19 protein-coding genes, 1 tRNA gene and 1 pseudogene are annotated in these 21,684 nt (G+C 56.8%); 15 read left to right on the top strand and 6 right to left on the bottom strand.

Annotated elements, in window-relative coordinates; genetic code table 11:
• Window positions 1-142 precede the first annotated feature (142 nt).
• Entirely contained in the window at window positions 143-1,435 is a 1,293-nt protein-coding gene (locus GSD1FS_RS06170; RefSeq protein ID WP_343030227.1) for a sensor histidine kinase, read from the top strand.
• Window position 1,436: 1 nt separating this feature from the next.
• Here GSD1FS_RS06170 and GSD1FS_RS06165 read toward each other — a convergent pair whose 3' ends face one another.
• Entirely contained in the window at window positions 1,437-1,700 is a 264-nt protein-coding gene (locus tag GSD1FS_RS06165) for a DUF2530 domain-containing protein (protein WP_155588919.1), read from the bottom strand.
• Window positions 1,701-1,844: 144 nt separating this feature from the next.
• Here GSD1FS_RS06165 and manA point away from each other — a divergent pair, with 144 nt between their 5' ends.
• A complete protein-coding gene (manA, locus tag GSD1FS_RS06160) occupies window positions 1,845-3,209 on the top strand; it encodes a mannose-6-phosphate isomerase, class I (RefSeq protein ID WP_343030226.1) in 1,365 nt (454 codons plus the stop codon).
• Window positions 3,210-3,353: 144 nt separating this feature from the next.
• Here manA and serC read toward each other — a convergent pair whose 3' ends face one another.
• The gene (gene serC, locus GSD1FS_RS06155) at window positions 3,354-4,493 is read right to left on the bottom strand and encodes a phosphoserine transaminase (RefSeq protein ID WP_155588855.1); all 1,140 of its coding nucleotides are present in this window, start codon (window positions 4,491-4,493) and stop codon (window positions 3,354-3,356) included.
• A 256-nt stretch (window positions 4,494-4,749) separates the two neighbouring features.
• Here serC and GSD1FS_RS06150 point away from each other — a divergent pair, with 256 nt between their 5' ends.
• The 3 genes from GSD1FS_RS06150 (at window position 4,750) to GSD1FS_RS06140 (ending at window position 8,019) form a co-directional block, all read left to right on the top strand.
• Window positions 4,750-5,736 carry a CHAP domain-containing protein gene (locus GSD1FS_RS06150; protein WP_155588854.1) on the top strand — a complete coding sequence of 329 codons (987 nt, stop codon included), beginning with the start codon at window positions 4,750-4,752 and terminating at the stop codon, window positions 5,734-5,736.
• Between the two features lie 234 nt (window positions 5,737-5,970).
• Entirely contained in the window at window positions 5,971-6,738 is a 768-nt protein-coding gene (locus GSD1FS_RS06145; protein ID WP_155588917.1) for a C40 family peptidase, read from the top strand.
• A gap of 231 nt (window positions 6,739-6,969) precedes the next feature.
• Window positions 6,970-8,019 carry a universal stress protein gene (locus GSD1FS_RS06140; protein WP_155588853.1) on the top strand — a complete coding sequence of 350 codons (1,050 nt, stop codon included), beginning with the start codon at window positions 6,970-6,972 and terminating at the stop codon, window positions 8,017-8,019.
• Between the two features lie 226 nt (window positions 8,020-8,245).
• On the opposite strand, the gene GSD1FS_RS06135 is transcribed toward GSD1FS_RS06140, so the two are convergent.
• A complete protein-coding gene (locus GSD1FS_RS06135) occupies window positions 8,246-8,659 on the bottom strand; it encodes an OsmC family protein (protein WP_155588852.1) in 414 nt (137 codons plus the stop codon).
• Between the two features lie 178 nt (window positions 8,660-8,837).
• On the opposite strand from GSD1FS_RS06135, the gene GSD1FS_RS06130 reads away from it, so the two are divergent.
• The 3 genes and pseudogenes from GSD1FS_RS06130 (at window position 8,838) to GSD1FS_RS06120 (ending at window position 11,179) form a co-directional block, all read left to right on the top strand.
• On the top strand, window positions 8,838-9,710 hold the full coding sequence (locus tag GSD1FS_RS06130; protein ID WP_155588851.1) for a thymidylate synthase: 873 nt from the start codon (window positions 8,838-8,840) through the stop codon (window positions 9,708-9,710).
• A gap of 200 nt (window positions 9,711-9,910) precedes the next feature.
• A pseudogene (locus GSD1FS_RS06125) lies at window positions 9,911-10,593 on the top strand (dihydrofolate reductase).
• 46 nt (window positions 10,594-10,639) lie between these two features.
• On the top strand, window positions 10,640-11,179 hold the full coding sequence (locus tag GSD1FS_RS06120; protein WP_155588850.1) for a low molecular weight protein-tyrosine-phosphatase: 540 nt from the start codon (window positions 10,640-10,642) through the stop codon (window positions 11,177-11,179).
• Window positions 11,180-11,318: 139 nt separating this feature from the next.
• Here the strand turns inward: GSD1FS_RS06120 and galE are convergent, their stop codons facing one another.
• Entirely contained in the window at window positions 11,319-12,329 is a 1,011-nt protein-coding gene (gene galE / locus GSD1FS_RS06115) for a UDP-glucose 4-epimerase GalE (protein WP_155588849.1), read from the bottom strand.
• 308 nt (window positions 12,330-12,637) lie between these two features.
• On the opposite strand from galE, the gene trmB reads away from it, so the two are divergent.
• From trmB to GSD1FS_RS06100, 3 genes are all read left to right on the top strand, one after another.
• Window positions 12,638-13,465 carry a tRNA (guanosine(46)-N7)-methyltransferase TrmB gene (gene trmB / locus GSD1FS_RS06110; protein WP_155588916.1) on the top strand — a complete coding sequence of 276 codons (828 nt, stop codon included), beginning with the start codon at window positions 12,638-12,640 and terminating at the stop codon, window positions 13,463-13,465.
• A 107-nt stretch (window positions 13,466-13,572) separates the two neighbouring features.
• A tRNA-Glu gene (locus GSD1FS_RS06105) sits at window positions 13,573-13,644 on the top strand.
• Window positions 13,645-13,805: 161 nt separating this feature from the next.
• Window positions 13,806-14,789 (top strand): 5'-nucleotidase, encoded by a 984-nt coding sequence (locus tag GSD1FS_RS06100; RefSeq protein ID WP_155588848.1) that lies wholly within the window; start codon window positions 13,806-13,808, stop codon window positions 14,787-14,789.
• A 224-nt stretch (window positions 14,790-15,013) separates the two neighbouring features.
• Here the strand turns inward: GSD1FS_RS06100 and GSD1FS_RS06095 are convergent, their stop codons facing one another.
• Entirely contained in the window at window positions 15,014-15,577 is a 564-nt protein-coding gene (locus GSD1FS_RS06095; RefSeq protein ID WP_155588847.1) for a GNAT family N-acetyltransferase, read from the bottom strand.
• A 242-nt stretch (window positions 15,578-15,819) separates the two neighbouring features.
• On the opposite strand from GSD1FS_RS06095, the gene GSD1FS_RS06090 reads away from it, so the two are divergent.
• The 3 genes from GSD1FS_RS06090 (at window position 15,820) to GSD1FS_RS06080 (ending at window position 18,904) form a co-directional block, all read left to right on the top strand.
• Window positions 15,820-16,605 (top strand): hypothetical protein, encoded by a 786-nt coding sequence (locus GSD1FS_RS06090; RefSeq protein ID WP_155588846.1) that lies wholly within the window; start codon window positions 15,820-15,822, stop codon window positions 16,603-16,605.
• A 62-nt stretch (window positions 16,606-16,667) separates the two neighbouring features.
• Window positions 16,668-17,249 carry a BUD32 family EKC/KEOPS complex subunit gene (locus GSD1FS_RS06085; RefSeq protein ID WP_155588845.1) on the top strand — a complete coding sequence of 194 codons (582 nt, stop codon included), beginning with the start codon at window positions 16,668-16,670 and terminating at the stop codon, window positions 17,247-17,249.
• A gap of 56 nt (window positions 17,250-17,305) precedes the next feature.
• Window positions 17,306-18,904: an ATP-dependent nuclease gene (locus GSD1FS_RS06080; protein ID WP_155588844.1), complete on the top strand. Its 1,599-nt coding sequence runs from the start codon at window positions 17,306-17,308 to the stop codon at window positions 18,902-18,904.
• Between the two features lie 76 nt (window positions 18,905-18,980).
• On the opposite strand, the gene GSD1FS_RS06075 is transcribed toward GSD1FS_RS06080, so the two are convergent.
• Complete coding sequence (locus GSD1FS_RS06075; RefSeq protein WP_155588843.1) at window positions 18,981-20,516, bottom strand: Ig-like domain-containing protein; 1,536 nt, start codon at window positions 20,514-20,516, stop codon at window positions 18,981-18,983.
• Window positions 20,517-20,700: 184 nt separating this feature from the next.
• Between GSD1FS_RS06075 and GSD1FS_RS06070 the strand changes: the two genes are divergently transcribed.
• The gene (locus GSD1FS_RS06070) at window positions 20,701-21,642 is read left to right on the top strand and encodes a cutinase family protein (protein ID WP_343030225.1); all 942 of its coding nucleotides are present in this window, start codon (window positions 20,701-20,703) and stop codon (window positions 21,640-21,642) included.
• The last annotated feature ends 42 nt before the right edge of the window (window positions 21,643-21,684 follow it).

The raw sequence follows: 21,684 nt of genomic DNA, 5'->3' as shown, positions 1-21,684 counted from the left end.
GAGCGCGAGGCAACACATCGAACGCGTGCAGCAGTGTTTTTTGTGTGGCAGTTTACAGTATGGTTGAATAACAGCACTGCGATATGCATGTGAGAATACTGCGGTGTCTCGCATGCTGGTTAGCAGTATGAGCGTGGGGTAGGTGAGAGGACACAATGCCGAAGTTCACAACCGTCATCATCGCGATCGCCTTCATTTGCTGGCAGTCGGCGCATGCATCGGTCTGCTTGTGCTGCTCTATGATCTGATCGCGCCGCTCATCTCCCGCATTACGCATGGCACGTCTCTGCCCGACTCCGCGAGCGATTTGTTCGCGCGCTTCCGCAGACGCGGCGCTCGCGAAGAAGATGAAGATGATGACGACGAACTCGAAGACGAGACGGCTGCGCTGCTTTCCATTCTGCCCGCCGCTTCGGTTGTGGTGGATGATTCCGACGATGTGATTCGTGCGAATCCTGCGGCATACCGTCTGGGCATCGTCAACGACGACGCAATCGCCGACCAGCGTGTGCTCGACGCCGTGCACACCATTCGCGAGCAGGGCGGTAAAACGACGTTGAACATCACGACTGCCACGCCGAAACGATTCGCGCTGCCCGAGCCGGAAGACGCAGATCGTGAGACGAGCACGGTGTCGCGCCCGAACTGGCTCAACATCGTCGTGGGTAGAATCGACGAGAAATTCGTGGTCGTGCTGATCGACGATATTTCCGAAAGCGTGCGATTCTCGCAGATGCGCGACGATTTCATCACGAACGTCTCCGAAATGATCATCAAGCCGAGCGAAGATCTGCAGCGTCTCGCAGACGCGTTGGAAACCGGCGATATGAGTCAGGAAGAAGTGGCGCAAGCCGCGCGAGATGTGCGCAATTCGAGCAGCTACGTAGATCATATGGTCAAAGATTTGCTGTTGCTGATCAAGGCGCAGGAACGCGTGAACACCACGCAGGGGAACGAGTTCGACGTGCGCGAACAGGTCGAGGATGTGGTGCGTGCCGCGCTGCCCAGAGCGCAGGAGCGCGGTATCAGTGTGCTCGTCAACGCCACGGCAGATCCGAAGGTGCATGGTGATGAGGAAGCTGTGCGAGCGGCGGTCGGCAAACTTGTGGACAACGCGATCGAATATTCGCCGGATAACGCCACGGTGAGCGTGCTCGTCGGCGTCACGCGCGACGGCAATGATGCGTTGGTGCGCGTGGTAGACAGGGGTGCGGGTATTCCGCTCGACGAGCAACCGCGTATTTTCGAACGGTTCTACCGCGGCTCGAATCAGAATGAGCGGACGCAATCCGGCGTGGGTCTTGGATTGTCGATCGTCAAGCATGTGGCGATCACGCATCACGGCAATGTGCAGGTGTGGAGCAGGCCGGGGCAGGGGAGCACGTTCAGCTTGGTGCTGCCGTTGTCGAAGGATTCTGGAAAGTCGGAGAGCTGAGTCAGTCGGCTCCGAGACGGCGGTAGTCGGAGCGGTCGAAATGCTCCCAGATCAGCAGCACGATGCCGACGAGCACGCCGCAACCGCAGATGAACACCGCCTGATGGAACGAAGCGGTGTGCGTCATGCTGAAGCCGATGATGCTCACGATCAGCGCTATAGCCCAGCAGATGGTGCCGATAATGAACACTTTATGCAAATCCACCTGCATCGGTTTGGGGCTGGTGCGTCGTGCATTCGGGTCATAGATCGGAGCGAATTTCATGCCCTCCACTCTAGTCATAGGTATGAGCATAGGCGAGCGGGTGTGGCGATGATGTGCGGTTCGCGAAGTCGCGTACAATATTCCCACGTACAATAATCCACAGCATTGCGTTGGCATTGAGTTGAAGAGCGAAAGGGTGAGGCCGTGTATTCTATTCGCCCTGTTCCCAAGCACTATGCGTGGGGGTCGCATAGTTGCCTGCAGCGCGTGTTCCATCTCGATGAAACGGAGCAGCCGCTCGCCGAAATGTGGTTCAGCGGGCACGAACAATCGCCGTCAACCGTCATCGTCGACGGCGAGCCGCGGCTGTTGACGCAGATGATTGCGGAACAACCGCTGACCATGGTTGGCTCGCGTAGTTCGAGCGAATTCGGCCCGGTGCTCCCATACCTGTTCAAGTTGATCAGCGCCACCGAACCGCTGTCGCTGCAAGTGCATCCGGTGGCGTTCCAGGCTCGTGCCGGATTCAACGAAGAGAACCGCGAGGGCATACCGCTTGATGCTCCGGAACGTTCGTTCAAAGACATCAATGAGAAAAGCGAGATGGTGGTTGCTTTGGAACCGTTTCTCGCCGCCGTTGGGTTTTCCACGCGCGCGTTCGCGTTGAAGAATCTTGAATTATTGCATCTGCCGGTTGCTCAGCGCATGGTCGAAGCGTTGAATTCGGCGGCGTTGCGCAGTGAAGATGAGTCGTTCGCCGACGCCGACGCGTTGATGCCGATCGCCGCAACGGTGTGGTCGCCGTCACGCAAACGATTGTTCCGCGCATTCCATGCGGCGATCACCGCTGAGCCGATGAATGCCGAGGAACTTCTCGCTGATCTGCGCCGCGCACGCGAGCAAGTCGAGCATGCGCGCAACGATCTCGCATTCGATTTCGCCATTCGAGCGGCGTCCGCATTCCCCGGCGATGTGAGCTCGCTCGCGTTGCTGATGATGAATCCGGTGAGTTTGCAGGAAGGCGAGTCGGTGTTCCTGCCCACTGGCACGCCGCACGCATATATATATGGTACGGCTGCCGAGATTATGACTAATTCAGACAACGTGCTGCGCGCAGGACTCACCGTCAAGCACAAAGACATCACGAACGTTCTGCAATGCTTGGATTGCAGAACGAGCACGCCGGTCGACCCGTCGAACGCGCAGATCGCAACGATGCTGATGCGCAACCTCGCGTTCTACAAACCCGATGTGAGCGAATACATGCTGGCATACGGGCAGGTTGACGTGCAGCATGAGCCGTGGCCGGTGATCAATTCGCTGGCAAGACATTACGATTCGCTGATCCGCCAGATCAGTGGCAGGACGCCGTTCCCACATGCCGGCCCGCGCGTGGTGGTCTGCACGCAAGGCAGTGTGAAAGTGCGCAGCGAACAAGACACCGTGGTGCTCCGCCAGGGGCAGGCGGTATTCGTTCCGGCGAGCGACGGATGGGCATATGTGGAGGCCGTCAGCGACGGCGAAGGTGACCCGCAGGGCAAATACCTGGTGGCATCCACGCCGTTCTAAATGGTGTTGGAAAGCAATAGAAAAGCTCGGATCACGGAGGGGACATGTGATCCGAGCTTGTTCAATGGTATGTTCGCAAGCTGCGTAATACCGAACGCATCTCACGTTTTGTGGCGTATTGATGCGCTGTTGCGGTGAGTTGCGTCAGCGATGCTCCACAACGTAGTCGATGCAATGCGTCAGAGCTTCCACATCCGCAGGCTCGACGGACGGGAACACGCCGATGCGCAGCTGATTGCGTCCCAGCGCGCGATATCCGTTCACATCGACGATGCCGTTGGCACGCAGGGCCTCCAACACGTCGGAAACCGGAATGCTCTCATCGATGTCGACGGTGACCACGGCATTCGACCTTGCATCGAGGTCGGAGACGAACGGCGTGGCATAGGAGCTGGCTTCAGCCCAGTCATACACGATGGTCGCGGAACGCTTGCAACGAGCGGCAGCCCAATCCATGCCACCGTTCTCGTTCAGGTATTGAATCTGGCTGTCCATGAGCACGAGCGTCGCCAGAGCAGGGGTGTTGAGCGTCTGGTTCTTGCGGGAATTGTCGATGGCGCTCGTGAGCGAGAGGAACGGAGGAATCCAACGGATGGATCCTGGAATGGTGGCGTTCTCCTTGATGGCCTGAGCGCGCTCAATGGCGACCGGCGACAGGATGGCCACCCACAGGCCGCCCTCCGAACCGAAGGCCTTCTGCGGGGAGAAGTAATAGGCGTCGGTTTCGCTGATGTCAACGGGCAGGGCGCCGGCGGCACTCGTGGCGTCGACGATCGTCAACGCGCCTTGATCCACGCTGCCCGGCACGCGCTTGACAGGGGTTGCCACGCCGGTCGAAGTCTCGTTCTGCGCCCAGAAATAGGCATCCGCGTCTTCGGTGAACTCCGGCAGGCGGTAGGTTCCGTAGTCGCTTTCGAACACGGCTGGCTTCTCAAGGAACGGCGCGCTCGCCGCACTGACGGCCATCTTCTTCGTGAACGAGCCATACACGCCACACGCAGCCTTGCGCGTGACCAGCGAACAGCAGGCGATGTCCCAGAACGCGCTCGCACCACCGTTGCCGAGCACCACTTCGTAGCCGGCAGGCAGGTTGAAGAATCGGGTCATGCCCTCGCGAATGGATTCGACCACGGCTTTCACCGGCTTCTGCCTGTGCGAAGTGCCCAGCAGAGTGTCGGCAGCATGCACCAGATCTTCGATTTGCTCATGCCTGATCTTGGTCGGACCCGAGCCGAAACGCCCGTCGTCGGGAAGCATTGATTGCGGAATAGTTATTGTGCTCATACTCTCACAGTAATAAGGAGAAGGGAAATCGAACAACACTCCGGTAAAGTGCGCAAAACAAAAATACTGCGAAAATCTTCACGATTTCACGAAGTCCCTTGTGTTTCCTAGCATAGTGAAAGTCGACTGGGTGGGCATGCTCGTCTATGGAGACGAAGTGTGCTGTGAATCACACCCGATGTGTTGTATTCTTGCAAAGCAGTCGAGAACGCACGTTCATTCGTGCAGGGTGAAGTGTTGTAAGGAGTTAATCGATATGAGGCATGCGGCCCCGAAAGCCCACGCAGGGTTAGGTGCAATGCGCCTGACGAGCTCTCTGTTCGCGTCTCCATCGGGCGCTCATTGCGCACAGTCCGTTCGTGCACGCCAAGCAGCTAACGGCGATGCCGTAGCACTTCACATCAATCAATCTTTGGCCAATAGGCTCAACGAGGTTGCGCCTCTGACGCGTAAGGCCATTCGCCAAAGCGCGAAGGCCGCACAGCGCAAGCACAATGTGCTCACCTCCGTTTCGCTCGCCGCACTGGTCGGCACGGCCGCCACATCGATGGCGTTCATGAAGGGCGAAGACACCAGCACGTTTGCCGATGGCACGCCTACCGAAACGACGCAGGTGCATCGCATCAGCGATGTGAGCGCTTCGCGTTCCGATTCACGTGAGATGCTCTCCGATCTCGGTGCGGCTCAGACCGACACCGCCACGGTGAGCACCGACGGCAAGACCACCACGACGAGCAACAGCGGTGATTGGGCTTTGGGTGACAGCAACACGATCGCCGAATCTGCAAAGCTCACCAAAGCAGTGGCGAACAACCCGAAGGTCGCCGAACTGATGGACAAGTTCGCTTCGGTGCAGCCGCAGGGCTTCAACGGCAACCATGAGACCGGCGACACCGGCAACGCCTATCCGTACGGCCAGTGCACGTGGTGGGCATACGAACGTCGCTCCCAGCTCGGTTTGAACACCGGCTCGTATTTCGGTGACGCCCGCTCGTGGGCTGCATCTGCGTCGTCGATGGGCTATTGGGTCGACAACACCGCGCGCAACACCGGCGATGTCGTCGTGTTCTCCCCAGGTCAGGAAGGCGCTGATGGATTCTATGGCCATGTGGCTGTAGTCGAAAAGATCAACGCAGACGGTTCGATCGAGATCTCCGAATCGAACGCGAAGGGGCTTGGCGTGATCTCCCATCGCACGTTCACCGCGGAGCAGGCCAAAAACCTCCAATACATTCACTACTGATCGCCGGCCTGTAGTCTGCTTCCCGCATTCTTGTGTGAAGCAGTTGTGAGCATCAGCCGCATTTGCTGCCGCACAAATATGTTTGCCAATATGCGACAAGGCATGTGAGGCCGCCTAATAGCAGGCGTCACAGGTTCAGGCTCTAGATGAATCCTCTATATTCAGCGAAGATTTTTGTAGGTCTTTACAATTGCTTCGCAGGGGCTGTGCTAAGCTAATGTCTCGATGACTACTATGAAACGTTCTATTTCGATTGCTGCCGCTGCAATTGCTGCGACGCTCGCATTCTCTGGCGTGGCGCCAGCTGCGATTGCTACCGACTCAGCGCAGAGCACGGACTACGTCGTCTCCACTCGTTCGTTCCCGAAGGTCAACACGGCGAAAACCAATCTGCTCGCCGAAGCGACTTCGACGGATGTCGACAAGGATTCCAACTGGGGTGGCCTTGGCTCGATGGATGTTCCTCAGACCAAGTCCACTGCCGAGAAGGAAGCCGAAGCTGCGGCTGCTGCAGAAAAGAAGGCCGCTGAAGAGGCTGCCGCGAAGGCCGCTCAAGAGCAGGCCGCCGCTGCAAGCCGTAGCGAACAGCGTGAATCGCTTGACACCACGTCCACGCAGTCAACGACTACGACCACGCCAACCGTGCCAACGAGCAAGAACGGTGCGGCTATTGCGGCATACGCCCAGCAGTTCGTCGGCGCTCCATACGTTGCAGGCGGCACCACGCCAAGCGGCTGGGATTGCTCCGGCTTCGTGATGTATGTGTTCGCACAGTTCGGCATCAGCCTGCCTCGCACCTCAGGTGCTCAGGCGATGGTCGGCACCGCTGTTCCGAGTCTCGCACAGGCTCAGCCGGGCGACATCATCGCCAACGGCAACCATGCCGCCATCTATGTTGGCAACGGCATGATCGTCAATGCGCTGAATCCGGCACAAGGCACGCAGGTCACGAGCCTTGAAGCGTTCGGTGGCGCTGCATACAGCATCCGCCGCGTTCTGTGACGCAGCACTTTTAGTTTTTCAGCGGGGCGTGCACCTTGTGGTGCACGCCCCGCTTCGTTATATAGCTCGCGTCACTTTGGCACCAGCTGGCAAGCACGCGGAGGAATTGAAATATAAGACGCGAATAATAGACTTTGTTTGCGAATTTCACTGCGAAACACGCGAAAAAGCGGCGGCACGGTATTCTTATAGCAGGGAAACGTTTATTTGCTGGTCAAGGAGGTCCCTCATATGAACGACAACACGATTCTCGTGGGAGCGGACGGTTCGCACGCGAGCTACAAAGCCACATGGTGGGCGGCGAACTACGCCAAGCATATGGGAATGTCTTTGCAGATCGTCTGCGCATATTCACTGCCGAGCTATGCCGCAGTGTCGTTTGACGCCACCTACACGTCTATGGGAGACGACAACGTGGCACACAACGACGCGCAGGAGATCCTGTCGAAAGCCAAGGCAATCGCAGACGAGCAGGGCGTCGACGCACAGACGCTGATCGTCACCGGCGATCCGTCTTCAGTGTTCGTCGAACTGTCTCGCAACTACAATCTGATCGTCATCGGCAACCGCGGCAAGGGTGGCCTTGCGGAACGTCTGCTCGGCACAACGAGCTCGAGTCTGCCGGCGTACGCGTATTGCCCGATCGTCGTCGTGCCATACACCGACGATAAAGACAATCTGCTGCATCTGAACAACGTGATCACCAAGGTCGCCGTCGGCTCCGACGATACGAAGTGGGGACTGCGCGCATTGCAGATCGCAGCTGACTTTGCAAGCAATTGGGGAGCGGAACTCGACGCGATCAGCGTGGTTCCGGCGTCGACGAATCTCGATGATGCGGCGGAGAAGCAGAAGTTCGAGGGAGTGCTCGACGCGCGCCTCGAATCGATTCGTGCCACCCACCCGGAGCTCAATATTCGCAAGTCGATCGTCGCCGGTCACGCGGTGGAAACGCTGACGAAGGCGAGCCGCACGCACGACATCGTGGTCGTCGGTTCTTGCGGTCGCGGCGGACTGACCGGCCTACTGCTCAACTCGACGAGTCAGGGTCTGCTGCAGCACTCCGCATCTCCTGTGTATGTGGTGCCGCGCAAGTTCGTGGAAGCCGAAGAGCAGCGCATGAAGGAAGGTGAGACCAGCGCAGGTGAGACCGCCGAAGTCAAGTCGCTCGATGAGTTCGTCAAAGAGATGCCGGTCGAGCGTGCGAAGCCGGAGGTCGAGCAGCAGATCGAAAACGCCATCGACCCGAAGGCTCACGAATATCAGCAAGACAACAAGTGAGCATGCATCAGTTCACTGAGCGGTGAACTGTGATGAGGATATGAGGATATAGGTTGGCGGGCGTGCCATTGCAAACGGCACCGCCCGCCAACCTGTTGTTGTGAGGAATCCGATATGAAAAGTCCTCCGCGTATGCTTGCTCGGCAAGCTCGCGGAGGACTTTTCAGATGTTTACTATGCGCATACTGTGCAACGAATATGTGCGATTATTCGCATGCGGTGGAACTCAGCCACGCACCTCAATATCCATGCGCACCGGCGTGACCTGCTCGTAGGTGTGCTTGACGGTGCAACCCTTGTCAACGTGCGCCTTGATGCGCTTCTTGAGCTTCTCGACCTCTTCCGGCGTCAGGTTCGCATCGCCGGCGTCGACCATAAGCGTCTCGTTGAAATTGATGTATGCGTCATTGTCGGCGTCATACGTGCCGTCCACAACGACCTTCGCACCCTTGCCTTCGCCGACGGTGTTCTCAACGGCGAACTGGCTCGAGAGTGCAGCGCAGCCAGCCAGAGCGACCTTCATCAGATCGCCAGGCGAGAACTGTCCGCGATCCTTGCCGAACTTGATGTGCGCGCCCTCGTCAGAAAACGCGTCCCAGGAACCGTCTTTGTTGCGTTCAACCCAAATGCGCTTGCTCATGGCAGCCTTCTTTCGTGTGTGGTAACGTCTGCAATTCTATACAGCAACTACGTCAACCAACCATAAAAGCTCCGCGAACATTCCAACCGTGTGTTGTGCTGCGCGCCACGCCATATGGCACTGGGCATCAAGCGCTTCTGAGCGGGTTGGTATCCGCACGGCGTCTTACAATGCTGGCATGCCTTTGACTCAAGCACAACTCGAAGAAATCCGCTCCCATATTCCTCCGCGCCCGCACACCGATGTGCCTATGCCGTATGAAAACCTGCTGCGCAAGATTCTCGAAGAAGGCAACCTCAAGAACGACCGCACCGGAACGGGCACGATCTCGCTATTCGGGCAGCAGATGCGCTTCGACTTGGCGAAGGGCTTCCCGCTGCTCACCACCAAACGCGTGTTCTTCAAGGGCATCGCCTACGAACTGCTGTGGTTCCTCAAAGGGTCGAGCAACGTGCGCTGGCTGCAGGAACACAACGTGCACATTTGGGATGAGTGGGCCGACGAAAACGGCGATCTCGGGCCTGTGTATGGCGTGCAGTGGCGCAGCTGGCCGGCGCCGACCGCCGACGACCCCGACCGCACGATCGACCAGATCAGCAACGTCGTCGAGATGATCAAGCACAACCCTGATTCTCGCCGCATGATCGTCACCGCTTGGAATCCCGCGGAAGTCGAGAACATGGCGCTGCCTCCATGCCACGCGATGTTCCAGTTCTATGTGGCGAACGGCAAACTGAGCTGCCAGCTCTACCAGCGTTCCTGCGACATGTTCCTCGGCGTGCCGTTCAACATCGCGAGCTATTCGCTGCTCACGATGATGATCGCGCAGCAGACCGGCTTGGAACCCGGTGAATTCGTGTGGACCGGCGGTGATTGCCATATCTACGACAATCACGTCGATCAGGTACTCGAACAGCTCTCCCGTGAGCCATACCCGTACCCGCAGATGAAGATTCACAAAGCGGACTCGTTGTTCGACTACGATTACAGCGATTTCGAGATCGTCAACTACCAATATCATCCAACGATCAAGGCGCCGATCGCCGTCTGACAGTACGGCAACGCGTGCACGCAACGTCAACGTGCACGCACAGCACACAGTTCGAAGCGCGTTCTGCATTGTGAGAAACATCACAGTGGCTGCTCTGTGCGCGCATCGTGAAGACTGTGCGCAAATGGTTGATGTGAGCTCCAACCGTCTTGCCTCGTCTATAAACTCAAAGCCGTTGACACTTGTTCAAGGAGTGAGAAATGGAGTCTGGAAGTAGCCGCAGTGGCTATCACGAACCCGTGCCCGGATTTGCCGGGCCTGAAGTACTCGAAGACGATTGGGGTGACGATTTCCCCAAGACGTTCTCCGTCAATCTGATCTGGGCGCAAGCGCACGACAAAGAAGGTCGTTCCGGTGCGATCGGATATCAGGGTGCCATGCCTTGGCATCTTTCGGAAGATCTGCGTCGTTTCAAGGAACTGACCGTGTCGCACCCGGTGATCATGGGACGCAAGACGTGGGAGGCTCTTGACGAGAGGTTCAGGCCGTTGCCGAACCGCGACAACATCGTGGTGTCTCGCGACCGCGACTTCCATGCACCCGGCGCCACGGTGGTCGATAACCTCGAAGAGGCGCTTGACATGGCGCGTCAGGAAGCGATTCCGGATGACGTCTCGACCGCAGTGAGATCTGGGTGATCGGCGGTTCGCAGCTATTCAACCAGCTGTTGCCTTTGGCCTCCAAGATCTTCATGACGCAGATCGACGCCAAAGTGGATGCCGACGCCTACGCGCCGGATCTGAGCGCGGCCGTGGAAGACGGCTCATGGAAGCTCGTGGAGAATTCCGGCTGGCAGAAGCCCAAGAAGGCTGACGGCATCAAGCGTTTCCGCTACCTGACCTTTGAACGAAACCGTGAAAACGGCAATAACGAAGAAGAGTAATAACCAAACACATACCATCGAGCTCGTGAGGGGAGAGATAGGAGCAATGAGCACGAAGCAGCATCCATACACTGTTATGACTGTTTGCACCGGCAATATCTGCAGATCGCCGATGGCGGAGATTATTTTGCGTGACGGATTCAACAAGCGCGGTCTCTCGGATCGCGTGAAAGTCGAATCCAGCGGCGTGAGTAGCGAAGAACACGGCAACCCGATCGACCGCCGCGCCGTCAAAGTGCTGCGCGAACACGGCTATGACGTGCCGTCGGATCATTTCGCACACCGCATCACACGCGATGAGATCGAGCACACCGACTTGTTCCTGCCGATGACCGCCTCCCATATGGAAGGACTGATGCATCAGCTTCCACTGAGCAAGCGCTCGCACGTGTTCATGTATCGCAGCTTCGACCCGAACCTGCCTGATCCGCAGCCTGGCCATGAAAGCGATATCGACTTGGTGGATCCGTGGTATGGCGGTCCGCGCGAGTTCGAAATCGCGATCGACCAGATCGAGGAAGTGGCTCCATACATCATCGACTACGTTGAGAAGCAACTCGAAGAAGAAGACCGCGAGTCCAAGTGAGTTGATGATAGTGCGCGCATAACGCACACTTGTTAAACGGCTGCACTAGATGCTGGAACGAATTTGGGCGGGTTCCAATCCATTGAAAGATTGGAACCCCGCCCAAATAGTATCTATTCATCTATGCCGTGAAAACCGCTCAGTCGGTCTGCTTCCACGTCTCGACGTCGATGTGGTGCTCAGGATTCGCCTGCCATGCATCCCAAGCGGAACGCACGATGTCTTCCACATCGTACTTCGCATGCCAACCCATTTCGGTGTTGATGCGCTCCGGAGAACCGATCAGGTGCGGCGGATCGCCTGCACGACGACCCATCACGGTTTCCTTGAACGGCAGACCGGTGACCTTCTTGACCTCATCGACGATCTGGCGCACAGACGTGCCTTCGCCGGTGCCGACGTTGAACACATCGTACTTGCGCTCGTCGCGATCCAGATACTTCAGCGCGGCGAGGTGGGCGTCAGCGAGGTCGGACACGTGAATGTAGTCGCGCACGCAAGTGCCGTCAGGGGTCGGGTAGTCATCGCCGAAGATGGCTGGTGCCTTGCCCTTCTTCAAACGGTCGAACAGCATAGGAATCAGGTTCAGAATGGCCGGATCCTCGAGCTGCACAGGGCCGCAGCCTGCCACATTGAAGTAGCGCAGGCCGCAGAAGCGAATGCCGAACGGCTGCTCGCAGGCACGTGCCATCCATTCGCCAAACAGCTTCGTCTGGCCATATGGATTGATCGGGATCATCGGCACAACATCTTCGGGAACCACGTCAACCGGCGGCACGCCGTACGTCGCGGCGGAGGAGGAGAACACGAGCTTCTTGACGCCCGCCTCCTTCATGCCTTCGAGCACGTTGAGCATGCCGTTGATGTTCTGCTGGTAGTACCACAGTGGCTTCTCAACGGATTCGCCGACCTGCTTGCGTGCTGCGAAGTGGATCACGGAGTCCACGTTCTCCGCTTCCATGATCTCGGCGAGACGCTTATCGGCGCCCGGTGCCGCGATATCCATGCCATAGAGATGCGCATCACCGATGCGATCTGGTTTGCCGTAGCTCAGGTCGTCGACGACGACGACCTTTTCGCCAGCTTCGTGCAGTGCGTACACCACGTGTGCGCCGATGTAGCCGCAGCCACCAGTGACAAGAACAGTCATTTTCTGCCTTTCCTTCAACTATGAGCATTGTTGTTAATTTTTGTCTTCAATGTTCATTTATGAGCGTTTACAGTGTAACACTCGAACACTATCGAACACAAATCGACATTCGGCGCGTCGCGTGACGAGTGTTGCCGGTGTCTTCCATCACACTTCAAACTGCCTGAAATACTGCTCAAAAAGTCACCTGTTTCAGTGTAAAACTCGAGATGGCGAAAACCAAGTTCGCTCGACCGCATACACTGGAACGCATGGCTGAAACCTTGCATGCGTCTCACAGCGACGCCGATGACCGCACAGATGCTCACATGAATGTTCACGTGGGCGAATCCGCGCACACTAGCTCACCGTTGCACGGGCGCAAAGTTCTCTCGTTCGTTCGCCGCTCCGCACGATTGGACGCGCGTTTGCAGCGCGCGATCGACAACTATGGGAGCGACTATATTCTTTCCGACATCGCGGCGAATGACGAATCGCTCGATCCGGCCGAGCGGTTCTCGTTCACGCAAAGCTATATTGAAAAACACTGGGGGAATGTGAATCCGCTCACTGTGGAAATAGGCAGTGGGCAAGGCGAGAACGTCGTCGCGGCCGCCGCCGCGCACCCCGAACGCAACTTCCTCGCGCTCGAAGTCTACGATCCCGGCGTAGCGCACACCGTGCTGCTCGCTGGCAAGCAAGGCTTGACGAACATTCGCATCGCCAAGATCAACGCGCCGGAATTGTTTGCGGCAATGGACGCTGGCGTGGCTGATGAAGTGTGGACGTTCTTCCCCGACCCGTGGCCGAAGATGAGGCATCACAAGAGGCGTATTGTGCAACCGGAACTTGCATCAGACGTGCACAATGCGCTGCGGAAAGGCGGTGTGTGGCGCATCGCCACCGATATCGAGGACTACGCGTTGCATGTGCACGAAGTGATGGATGCGCTACCTGACTTCAAGAACTTGGGCGAGCTGACCGTGAGCCTGCCGACCGAACATGTCGGCAAAGGCAATGCAGACGTCGCCGCTGAACTGCCGCACGCTGACTTCACCGAATCCGCTCGATTTGATGGGCGCGTGCTCACCAACTTCGAGAAGAAGGGGCTGGCTGCAGGGCGTGTGATCCACGACTTCACGTATCAGGCTGTGTGAGTGTGCGGCGTGGCGTATTTCGAGCTGTATGTGATCGTCTTGTGAATGCGACACGCCGACGCTTGCGTATAGAGCAGACTCGTGTAATATTAATCGAGTTGTCGAAAGCCCCCTTCGTCTAACGGTTAGGACACCAGACTTTCAATCTGACAACGAGAGTTCGACTCTCTCAGGGGGTACGATTTCAAACCCGCCGGTTTCGGCGGGTTTTTCTTTTTCTCAACTCGAGGATTGCCGGATGCACACGAACAATGGCGGCGGCAATTCGCGCACAGCTGCTGGCTCACACTGGCGTGGGATGGTAGACTCAACGCCAACCGCCTCACGGAAAGGTTTGGTCATGGGTAAAACGTTGCGCAATAAAGCACTGGTGATCGGCGTGGCCTCAAGCGCGCTGTTCGATTTGGGGGAGAGCGACACGATATTTCGCGAGCAGGGCGTCGAAGCGTTCGAGAAATACCAAAGCGAACACATCAACGAACCGTTTGAGCCCGGCGTCGCCTTCCCGTTCATCTCGAAGCTGCTCGAGTTCAACACGGTGTTCAGCAACGAAAACGAAGGCGTTGAAGTGGTGGTGCTCTCGCGCAACAGCCCGAAAACCGGATTGCGCGTGATGAACAGCATCGACCACTACCATCTCGACATCACTCGCTCGGTATTCCGCAGTGGCATCTCTCCGTTCGAATATATGAACGCATTCAACATGTCGCTGTTCCTCTCAGCGGATGAAGACGATGTGAAAGAAGCCGTTGCGCAGGGACTGCCTGCCGGACGCGTGTTGCCGCTCACTCATGAAGTGCAGCACGCGGGGGAGTCGACGAACAACGACAACGAATTGCGTGTGGCGTTCGATTTCGACGGGGTGCTCGCTGGTGATTCCGCCGAACAGACTTATATCGAAGCGCAGCAGATCGACCCTGAAAAGGCGGTTGAAATATATAACGACCACGAAAATCTGCTGGTCGACAAGCCGATCGAGGAGGGGCCTCTGAAGCATTTGCTCGAGGGCATCAATACGTTGCAGGATGCCGCGCGCGCATACCAGCGCGAGCATCCAGATGCCGATACGCCGAATCTGCGCGTCTCCCTCGTGACCGCTCGCAGTGGTCCTGCGCAAAAACGCGCGGTCAACACGTTGGAAAACTGGGGACTCACCGTGGATGATGCGTTCTTCCTGGGCGGACTTGATAAGGCGCCGTTTCTCAACCAGCTGCAACCGCATATCTTCTTCGATGATCAAAGTAAGAACGTCAACAACTACGAGCTTGATATTCCTTCCGTGCACATTCCATTCGGAATCAGGAACGAGCAGCGCGAAGCATAGGTGAGACATAGCAAAAGAATCTGCGGAGAAGACCACAGATCACTCAAATACACAATGCACAATGGTCGGTGAATAATACGCGCGAATGGTGCACGATGCGCTGTGAATATTGAATGCGCATTGTGCACCATTGTGTATTGTTCGTGGATAGTGTGGCAGAATAATGCACCGCAGACTGTGCAGAACGCAAAAGCATTCAATCTACACAATCGGCAGTGAATTTGCTACTTATTCTGCAATGCGTCCCACTGCTCACGAGTTATGATGTTGACGTGATCGTCACGCGTCTCGTTCAGCAACGGAACAGGAACGTTCGTACTGCTGTGATGCGGTGTGAACCCGATTTTCTCTTGTGCGCGAGCGGACTTCACATTGCCGTCGTAATACGCACACCAGATCGTGGTCAATCCAAGGTCTTCGAAACCGTGACGCAGCAACTCATGCGCCGCTTCCGGCATCAGTCCCTGACCCCAGAACGGTTTGCCGATCCAGAACCCCAGTTCCGCCTGAGTCTTGTCGTCGGGCGGGAACAAATCAGAGGATTCACCGAATTTCAACGCGATGGCACCGATCGCCTCGTCGGGGTTGCCGATCAACGCAATCGCGTAATCCTCCGGCCCGTTGAACACGTTGCGAATGATGCCGAGACTGTCTTCCTCGCTTGTGTGCGGAGGCCAACCGGCTGGAATCCCGATATCAGGGTCGCTGGCATACCGGTAGAGGGCGGCTGCGTCAGAATCCTTCCATGGTCGCAGAATGAGCCGATTGGTCTTCAAAATTCCTGGCATAAACCCTCCTTCGGAACATATATCGCTTTGTTTGCAATGCCGGCGTCGCTTGAGCCGGTACGAGCCATCCTACAGAGAACCTCCTAAAAGCCGGAATTTTTCGCATTCTGCTGGATATGTGAAACCCTAGGCTACAATGCTTGCGCCCATTCGATAAGGTTAACCGTATGAATGCAATGGCAGTGGCCTCAAATGGCATGGAATTCGTAGCAAGAAGGCAATTCGCACCACTCTATATTTGGTTGGACCTGGCATTTCTGGCCTTGTATGCCGCAATGCTGTTGTGGCGCAAACACTACATGACCGTGCTCATCGGCGTGCTCGCCGGCATACTCTACTTCGCCGTGGATTTCGGAATCTTCAACCTTGCGCTGCACACACGTTCCATCTCCGGCAACGCCAGCCTGTTCTGGGTGCTGCTATGGATGTCGATGAGCTACGGCTTCACCAACTTCACATGGATATGGCTGTGGCTGCAAAAAGACAGTCGGCTCGTGGAATGGTCGACGCTCATATTCGGATGGTGGTTCTGCGCCCCGATCATCACACAAACCATCACCACGAAATTCCTGCCACAACAGGCTGCACACCCAATCACCATCCAGCGCACCACCGGTGCCTACCACGGTTGGATGGCCATCATCCTATTCGCGGGCTATACGCTCGCCATCATCTGGAACCTCCGGCAGCCGGATCGCCAAAAAGCGAAGGCGACACAGACTCGTCAAGCGTCGACTCGCATCAACATCCCATGGTTGTTGGCATGCGGAATCCTGATCCAATTCGCGTGGGAACTCGCCCTGCTGCTCGGCGGCATCCGCAGCGCCGGGCTAGACTTCTCGCAAGCCATCAAACCGTTGGTCATCAATTCGCTGCTCGAAACGAATCTCGGCATGCCATACGTATATCTGATCTTCCTGGCGGTCAGCGCGCGCTGGACGGAGCAATTCACCCGAGTCGAGCCTCAGCGGACGCTGCTGCAAACACTGGAATATAATAATTCCTTACCAATGCCAAAAGGATCGTAGAATAACACTATATTCTGGAAATATCTTCGAAAATACCGTAATTTGCGTGATACACTGCAACAATGAGCAGAGCGAATATCGCAACAGTGAACGGCGAACGGTACGAAGTGCTGCGCTTATTGGGCAAGGGAAAAGGCGGCTACTCGTTTCTCGTGCGTTCGGTGGCACACCCCAGCATGGAATATGTGATCAAACAATTTCACCGCGACCCGCGCCGCCACCACCTGTACGAAGACACACTCCAATCTGAGATCCGCTGCTACCGCAGGCTGCGTGAACTTGGCATTCGCTTGCCAGCGATGCTCGACGTTGACATCGACGCCCAACGAATTCTCAAGGAATACATCGACGGCCCCACGGTCTACGAGCTCGTGCGCAGCGGCGGCATGAAAGACGACTATGTTGCACAGATACGCGATATGGCAAAACGCCTGACTTCGCATAGGATCGCCATCGATTATTTCCCAACGAATTTTGTAGTAGATAACGAACTGATCTACTACATCGATTTCGAATGCGAAGATTACACGGCAGAACGCAGTTTCGAACGGCGTGGCGAACCATTCTGGGCGAGAACCGAAGCGTTCCTCGCATATGAGGCGGAACTTCTGCTGCACGCGTCGCCAATTCCGGAAACCGCGTAGCAACGGGTAGAATGACGGGCAACAAGCATTGAGTGTGTCTGGAGCCGTTGATCGCCATGAAACTGACGTCTATTCTGGTACAAAACCACAGCAGGGTCAACGATTTTCGAATCGAAGTGCGCGATCATCTCGTGTTGGTGGGCACAAACGAGTCCGGTAAATCCTCCATTCTGCGCTGCCTCGACCTGATGCTGGGCACGCCGACGGCACAGCTCTATGCGAAGATCACGCCGGCGGATGTGCGTGATCATCGGCATCCGTTCATCGTGGAAGTGGAGCTCAGCAACACCGGTGATGCGAAAACGCCCCAATTCGCCGAGCATATTCGATTACGGCTCACAGCGCGCGTAGATGCCGACGGTGAAACCATGCATATCGAGCGTGGGGAAGTTGGCGAACATGCGCGAGCTCTCACCACACGTCAGCTCGAACAACTGGGCTGGATCTATCTTTCGGACTCTTTTGCGGAGAAAAACGAGACACGCTCGCGAAACATAGTCGACGAACTACTCGAGAACGCCGATCTTGATCATGAGAAGAATAATTTTGTTGAACAATCCGAGCGGTTGAGCGGCATGCTCGAATCATCGCCGTCGTTGTTCGAGCTACGCAAACGCATCGCCCGTGTGCTGACAACCGCATTGCCGGGGCAATACAATCCAAACAATCTCGTGTTTGAACCAGGATCGAAACTCACCGGCAACCCATTCAGCGACGTGCATCTGCAACTACGTATGCACGGCGAGCAACGCGAATTGTGGGCACAGTCGGGCGGCATGCGTTCCATCTACAACGTTGCGATGGTCGATCTGCTCAATAGCCGCACGCAGATCATCGGCATGGATGAGCCGGAAACCCACCTGCATCCGACGAGCCAGCGCAATCTAGCCAGACTCCTCAAAGAAGGCGGCAGCCAGAAGATCATCGCCACACATTCTCCCGACATCATCGGCGAATTCGAGCCTGATCAGATCGTCGTCGCCCGAGCGGAGGGCGGAGTGGTCCAGCCGCGGCGCGATTTTCTGAGCAAAGACGACAAGCTTTTGCTGCACATGTGGGTGCGCGATCGGTTGGAACCGTTGACCGCCGAACATGTGATCGTCGTGGAAGGCGTCACCGACCGCGCGCTCGTTGAACACTGCGCGGATGTGACGGGACGCAATCTCGACACATACGGCATAGTGCTGTTGGAGGCAGGCGGTTGCGGCGAAATGCCCTCATGGAGGAGGGTGTTTGGCGAGCGAGGATTCCAAGTGCCGCTGTCTCAGCTCATCGACGAAGACGCACAAGATGTGATGAGTCGCCAATACGGTGTTCCAGTTGAACGCTTGGAGGATCGAGGCGTGTGGGTGTCACACAAAGACCTCGAAGACGAGTATGTGCGCGCATTGGGTGCAGACACTGCGTTGGAAGCGCTGGCAAGTGGAGGATTGTTCAACGCAAGCGAACTGAGACCGTTGCGCGCCGCACGCTCAGCTGGGGTGCTCAGCGACGATCAAGTGGCAGATTTCTGCAGAATCCGCTCGCATAAAACGCGTGCGGTGCTTTCGGTGATCCCACATATCAACGCGAAGGTCGCGAGACGAATTGGCAGCATTGAATCCATGCTGTCTACAGTGATTGACGCTCATCGGAGACTGACGCGGATGAACTGACGTAAGTTTCTGGCACACGTATTTTGTTGCCGAACACCCACGTCAGCCCATGAACTAATGGATTACTGAATGCGAATCACTGCTTGCGCTTGAGATATTTCGAATACGCGAACAGTCCTGCACCGATGGCCAGCAAAACGACTGCCACCACAATGAAAATCAGGATGTTGCCGCCTGTTCTCGAGAGCGGAGTGGAAACGGTTTTCGCTGGAGCAGGCTGCTTCGGCTGTGATGAAGGCGCCTGCGGGACGGTGGTCGGCTTCTGCGTTTCAGGCTGTGAAAGCTTTTCGGGAGTCGTCGCCTTGTCGTCTTGAATCGTGACGGAATACGTCGTGGAATCGTTGCCCTTCTTGAAGTCCGATGCGGAAACGGTCACGCTGGCTGCCTTGGCGTATCCGGCCGGCGCTTTGGTCTCCGAAATAACGTAGTCATCGCGCACCAGATTGCCAAGAGCCGCATTGCCGTTGGCATCAGTGGTGACGGTGCCCACAACCTGCCCTGTGCGTGTGCGGGTCACGGTGAATTCGGCGCCCTGAAGTTTCTCGCCTGTGCTTGCGTTGGTTTTGGTGATGTTGATTGTGTAGATGTAGCCGTGGGCATGGCCTGTGGCGAGCTTCCACACCGTCGTTGAACCCGATGGAGCGGTATTGCCATTGTTGTAGTTCATCGTCGCATTGTTGGTGATCGACGTTCCAGTAGGAATGTCGGCTGATGCTCGCACGTAATATTTCACGAGAAGCCCGACGCCGTTGAGGTCTCCTATGTTCATGGAGAAGTGCTGGATTCCATCGCTGCCAGTGGTTATCGTCGCCTGATAGCGGGAGGTGACGTCGGTTGCGTTCTGCAACGAATACTTGCCTTGGGCGTCTTTCACCCAAGTGCCCTGCGTGACGGTGAACGTCGAAGGCAGGTAGCTGAGCCCCGCGCTGGTGAGCTGGTCTTCAATGGTGATGTTCGACAGATTCTGGTTCGGCACATTGACGCGGAGCATATACAGCAGCTCGTCCGTCGAATCACCGCTTTGGTAGCCGTATTTGCCGAACACGGTGTTGGCTTCGGGATCTCCCGGTTCCACGGTGATTTTGCCGCCGTTGTTGCTGATCGGCACAGGCGTGCCGGAAACGGTGACATGGAATTCCTGTTCGCCGGGTGTTGCGGAATTCTGCACGGTGAACGCCGCGGTGATCGTGCCGGAAATGTCAGAATGCTGTTCGACGTATTCGGTGTAGGTGAGCGTCATCGTGCTGCCTGCAATGTGGGCATGTGCGACCACGGCTCCCTCATCCGAGTGAATGTCGAAGTCGGTGCCGGAGTTGAAATATGTGAAATTGGCAGGGAGCGTGATCGTAGACGTGTCTCCCGCATGAATCGTGTTGTTCGGCAGCTGGAACTCCATTGTCAGCGTCGCGGTACCAAGCGGCTGAACGGTGTCGGGATTCACGCTCGCACTGGTGATGATGTTCTTTGAGATCTCCTGAGCAGCTGCCGATGGAACTGCAAGCAGCGTGGTCGGCACGACCATGGCGACGGCGGCAACCAGCGCGATGACTATGCCCATCAGTCGTGTGACGATGTTCCTATGGTTGGCGGTGTTCGAATGAAGTGTGTGCATACCCTGCATCAGGGTCCCTTCTCGTCTGCAAATCCCTTGTTTTACAATGAGATAGCCTACTGTTGCGAGGTTGGTTATGACGAGTTTGCGATTGCGAATAATCGTCTAGCGTATAGGCAGTGGCAAAGCAGTGCAATACAGTGAATATTGAATAAACACAAGCGGTGAAATAGGAGGTTTCTCGGTGAGCTCACATACCGTTGCCAGCCGACTGGCGTGCGCGATTGCGGCAGTGACCATGTGCGTGACGCTGGCCTCATGCGGGCATGCGAACGCCGACGCGGAGCCGCAATCCTCACAATCTGCCACATTAACCGCCTCGCCAAAACCGAGCGCAAGCAGTTCCTCACGCTCAATGTTCGGCGCAGACGAACTCGCGAAAATACGCGCACTCGACGGCAACCCGGATCCGGCGGCCACACGCGCGACGTTCGAACACATTCTGTTCAATGGGCCGAGCCACACCGACACCGGCAAACCGGGCGCGTGGGGTGATTCCGGTTGCGACAGCACGAAACGCGTGCGTGTGATCAGCGCGCGCGGCACATTCGAGCAGCTCGGCGGCGGTCTGCTGCAGCCGCTCGCCCAGCAGATCAGTGACGCATTCCCCGGGCAAGTGCAGCTCACATCGCTCGACTATGCGGCGAACAGCGACACAGGTAGCGCTGCAGATGGTGTGAATAAACTCGTGAGCATGCTCAACGGGCAGGCGGAGCAATGCCCGGCGCAGGCCAGTGTGCTGCTCGGGTATTCGCAGGGCGCGATGGTGGTGGCCGACGCGCTCACCGAGCCGAGCCGACGCACGAACGAAGACAACGGGTATGCGTTATCTAGCACGGCGTCGAAGAACATTCTCGCCATCGATCTGTTCGGCGAACCGCGTTTCAACGCGAAAGCCAGCTATGACGTCGGTGATTTCAGCAAGCAGGCGAACGGCATGATGGGGGCGCGCGGACTGCACGAACTCGACGCCTACGCTTCGCGTATGCAAAGTTACTGCAACGCCACCGATATGGTCTGCCAAACCGAGGGCACGAGCAAAGGCCACGGTGAATACGCGACGAACGGATTGCGAGATAAGGCGGCGCAATTCGCCGAGGAGAAGATTCGCGCATTCCTAGGCTGAGCGGAAGTGCGCGCAGATTTTTGTCGGGTTACTGCACAAGTA

This window comes from Bifidobacterium canis (genome assembly GCF_009727065.1).
Lineage (GTDB): Bacteria > Actinomycetota > Actinomycetes > Actinomycetales > Bifidobacteriaceae > Bifidobacterium > Bifidobacterium canis.
The sequence above is the reverse complement of the archived record's forward strand: the minus strand, read 5'-3'. Positions and strand labels throughout refer to the sequence as shown.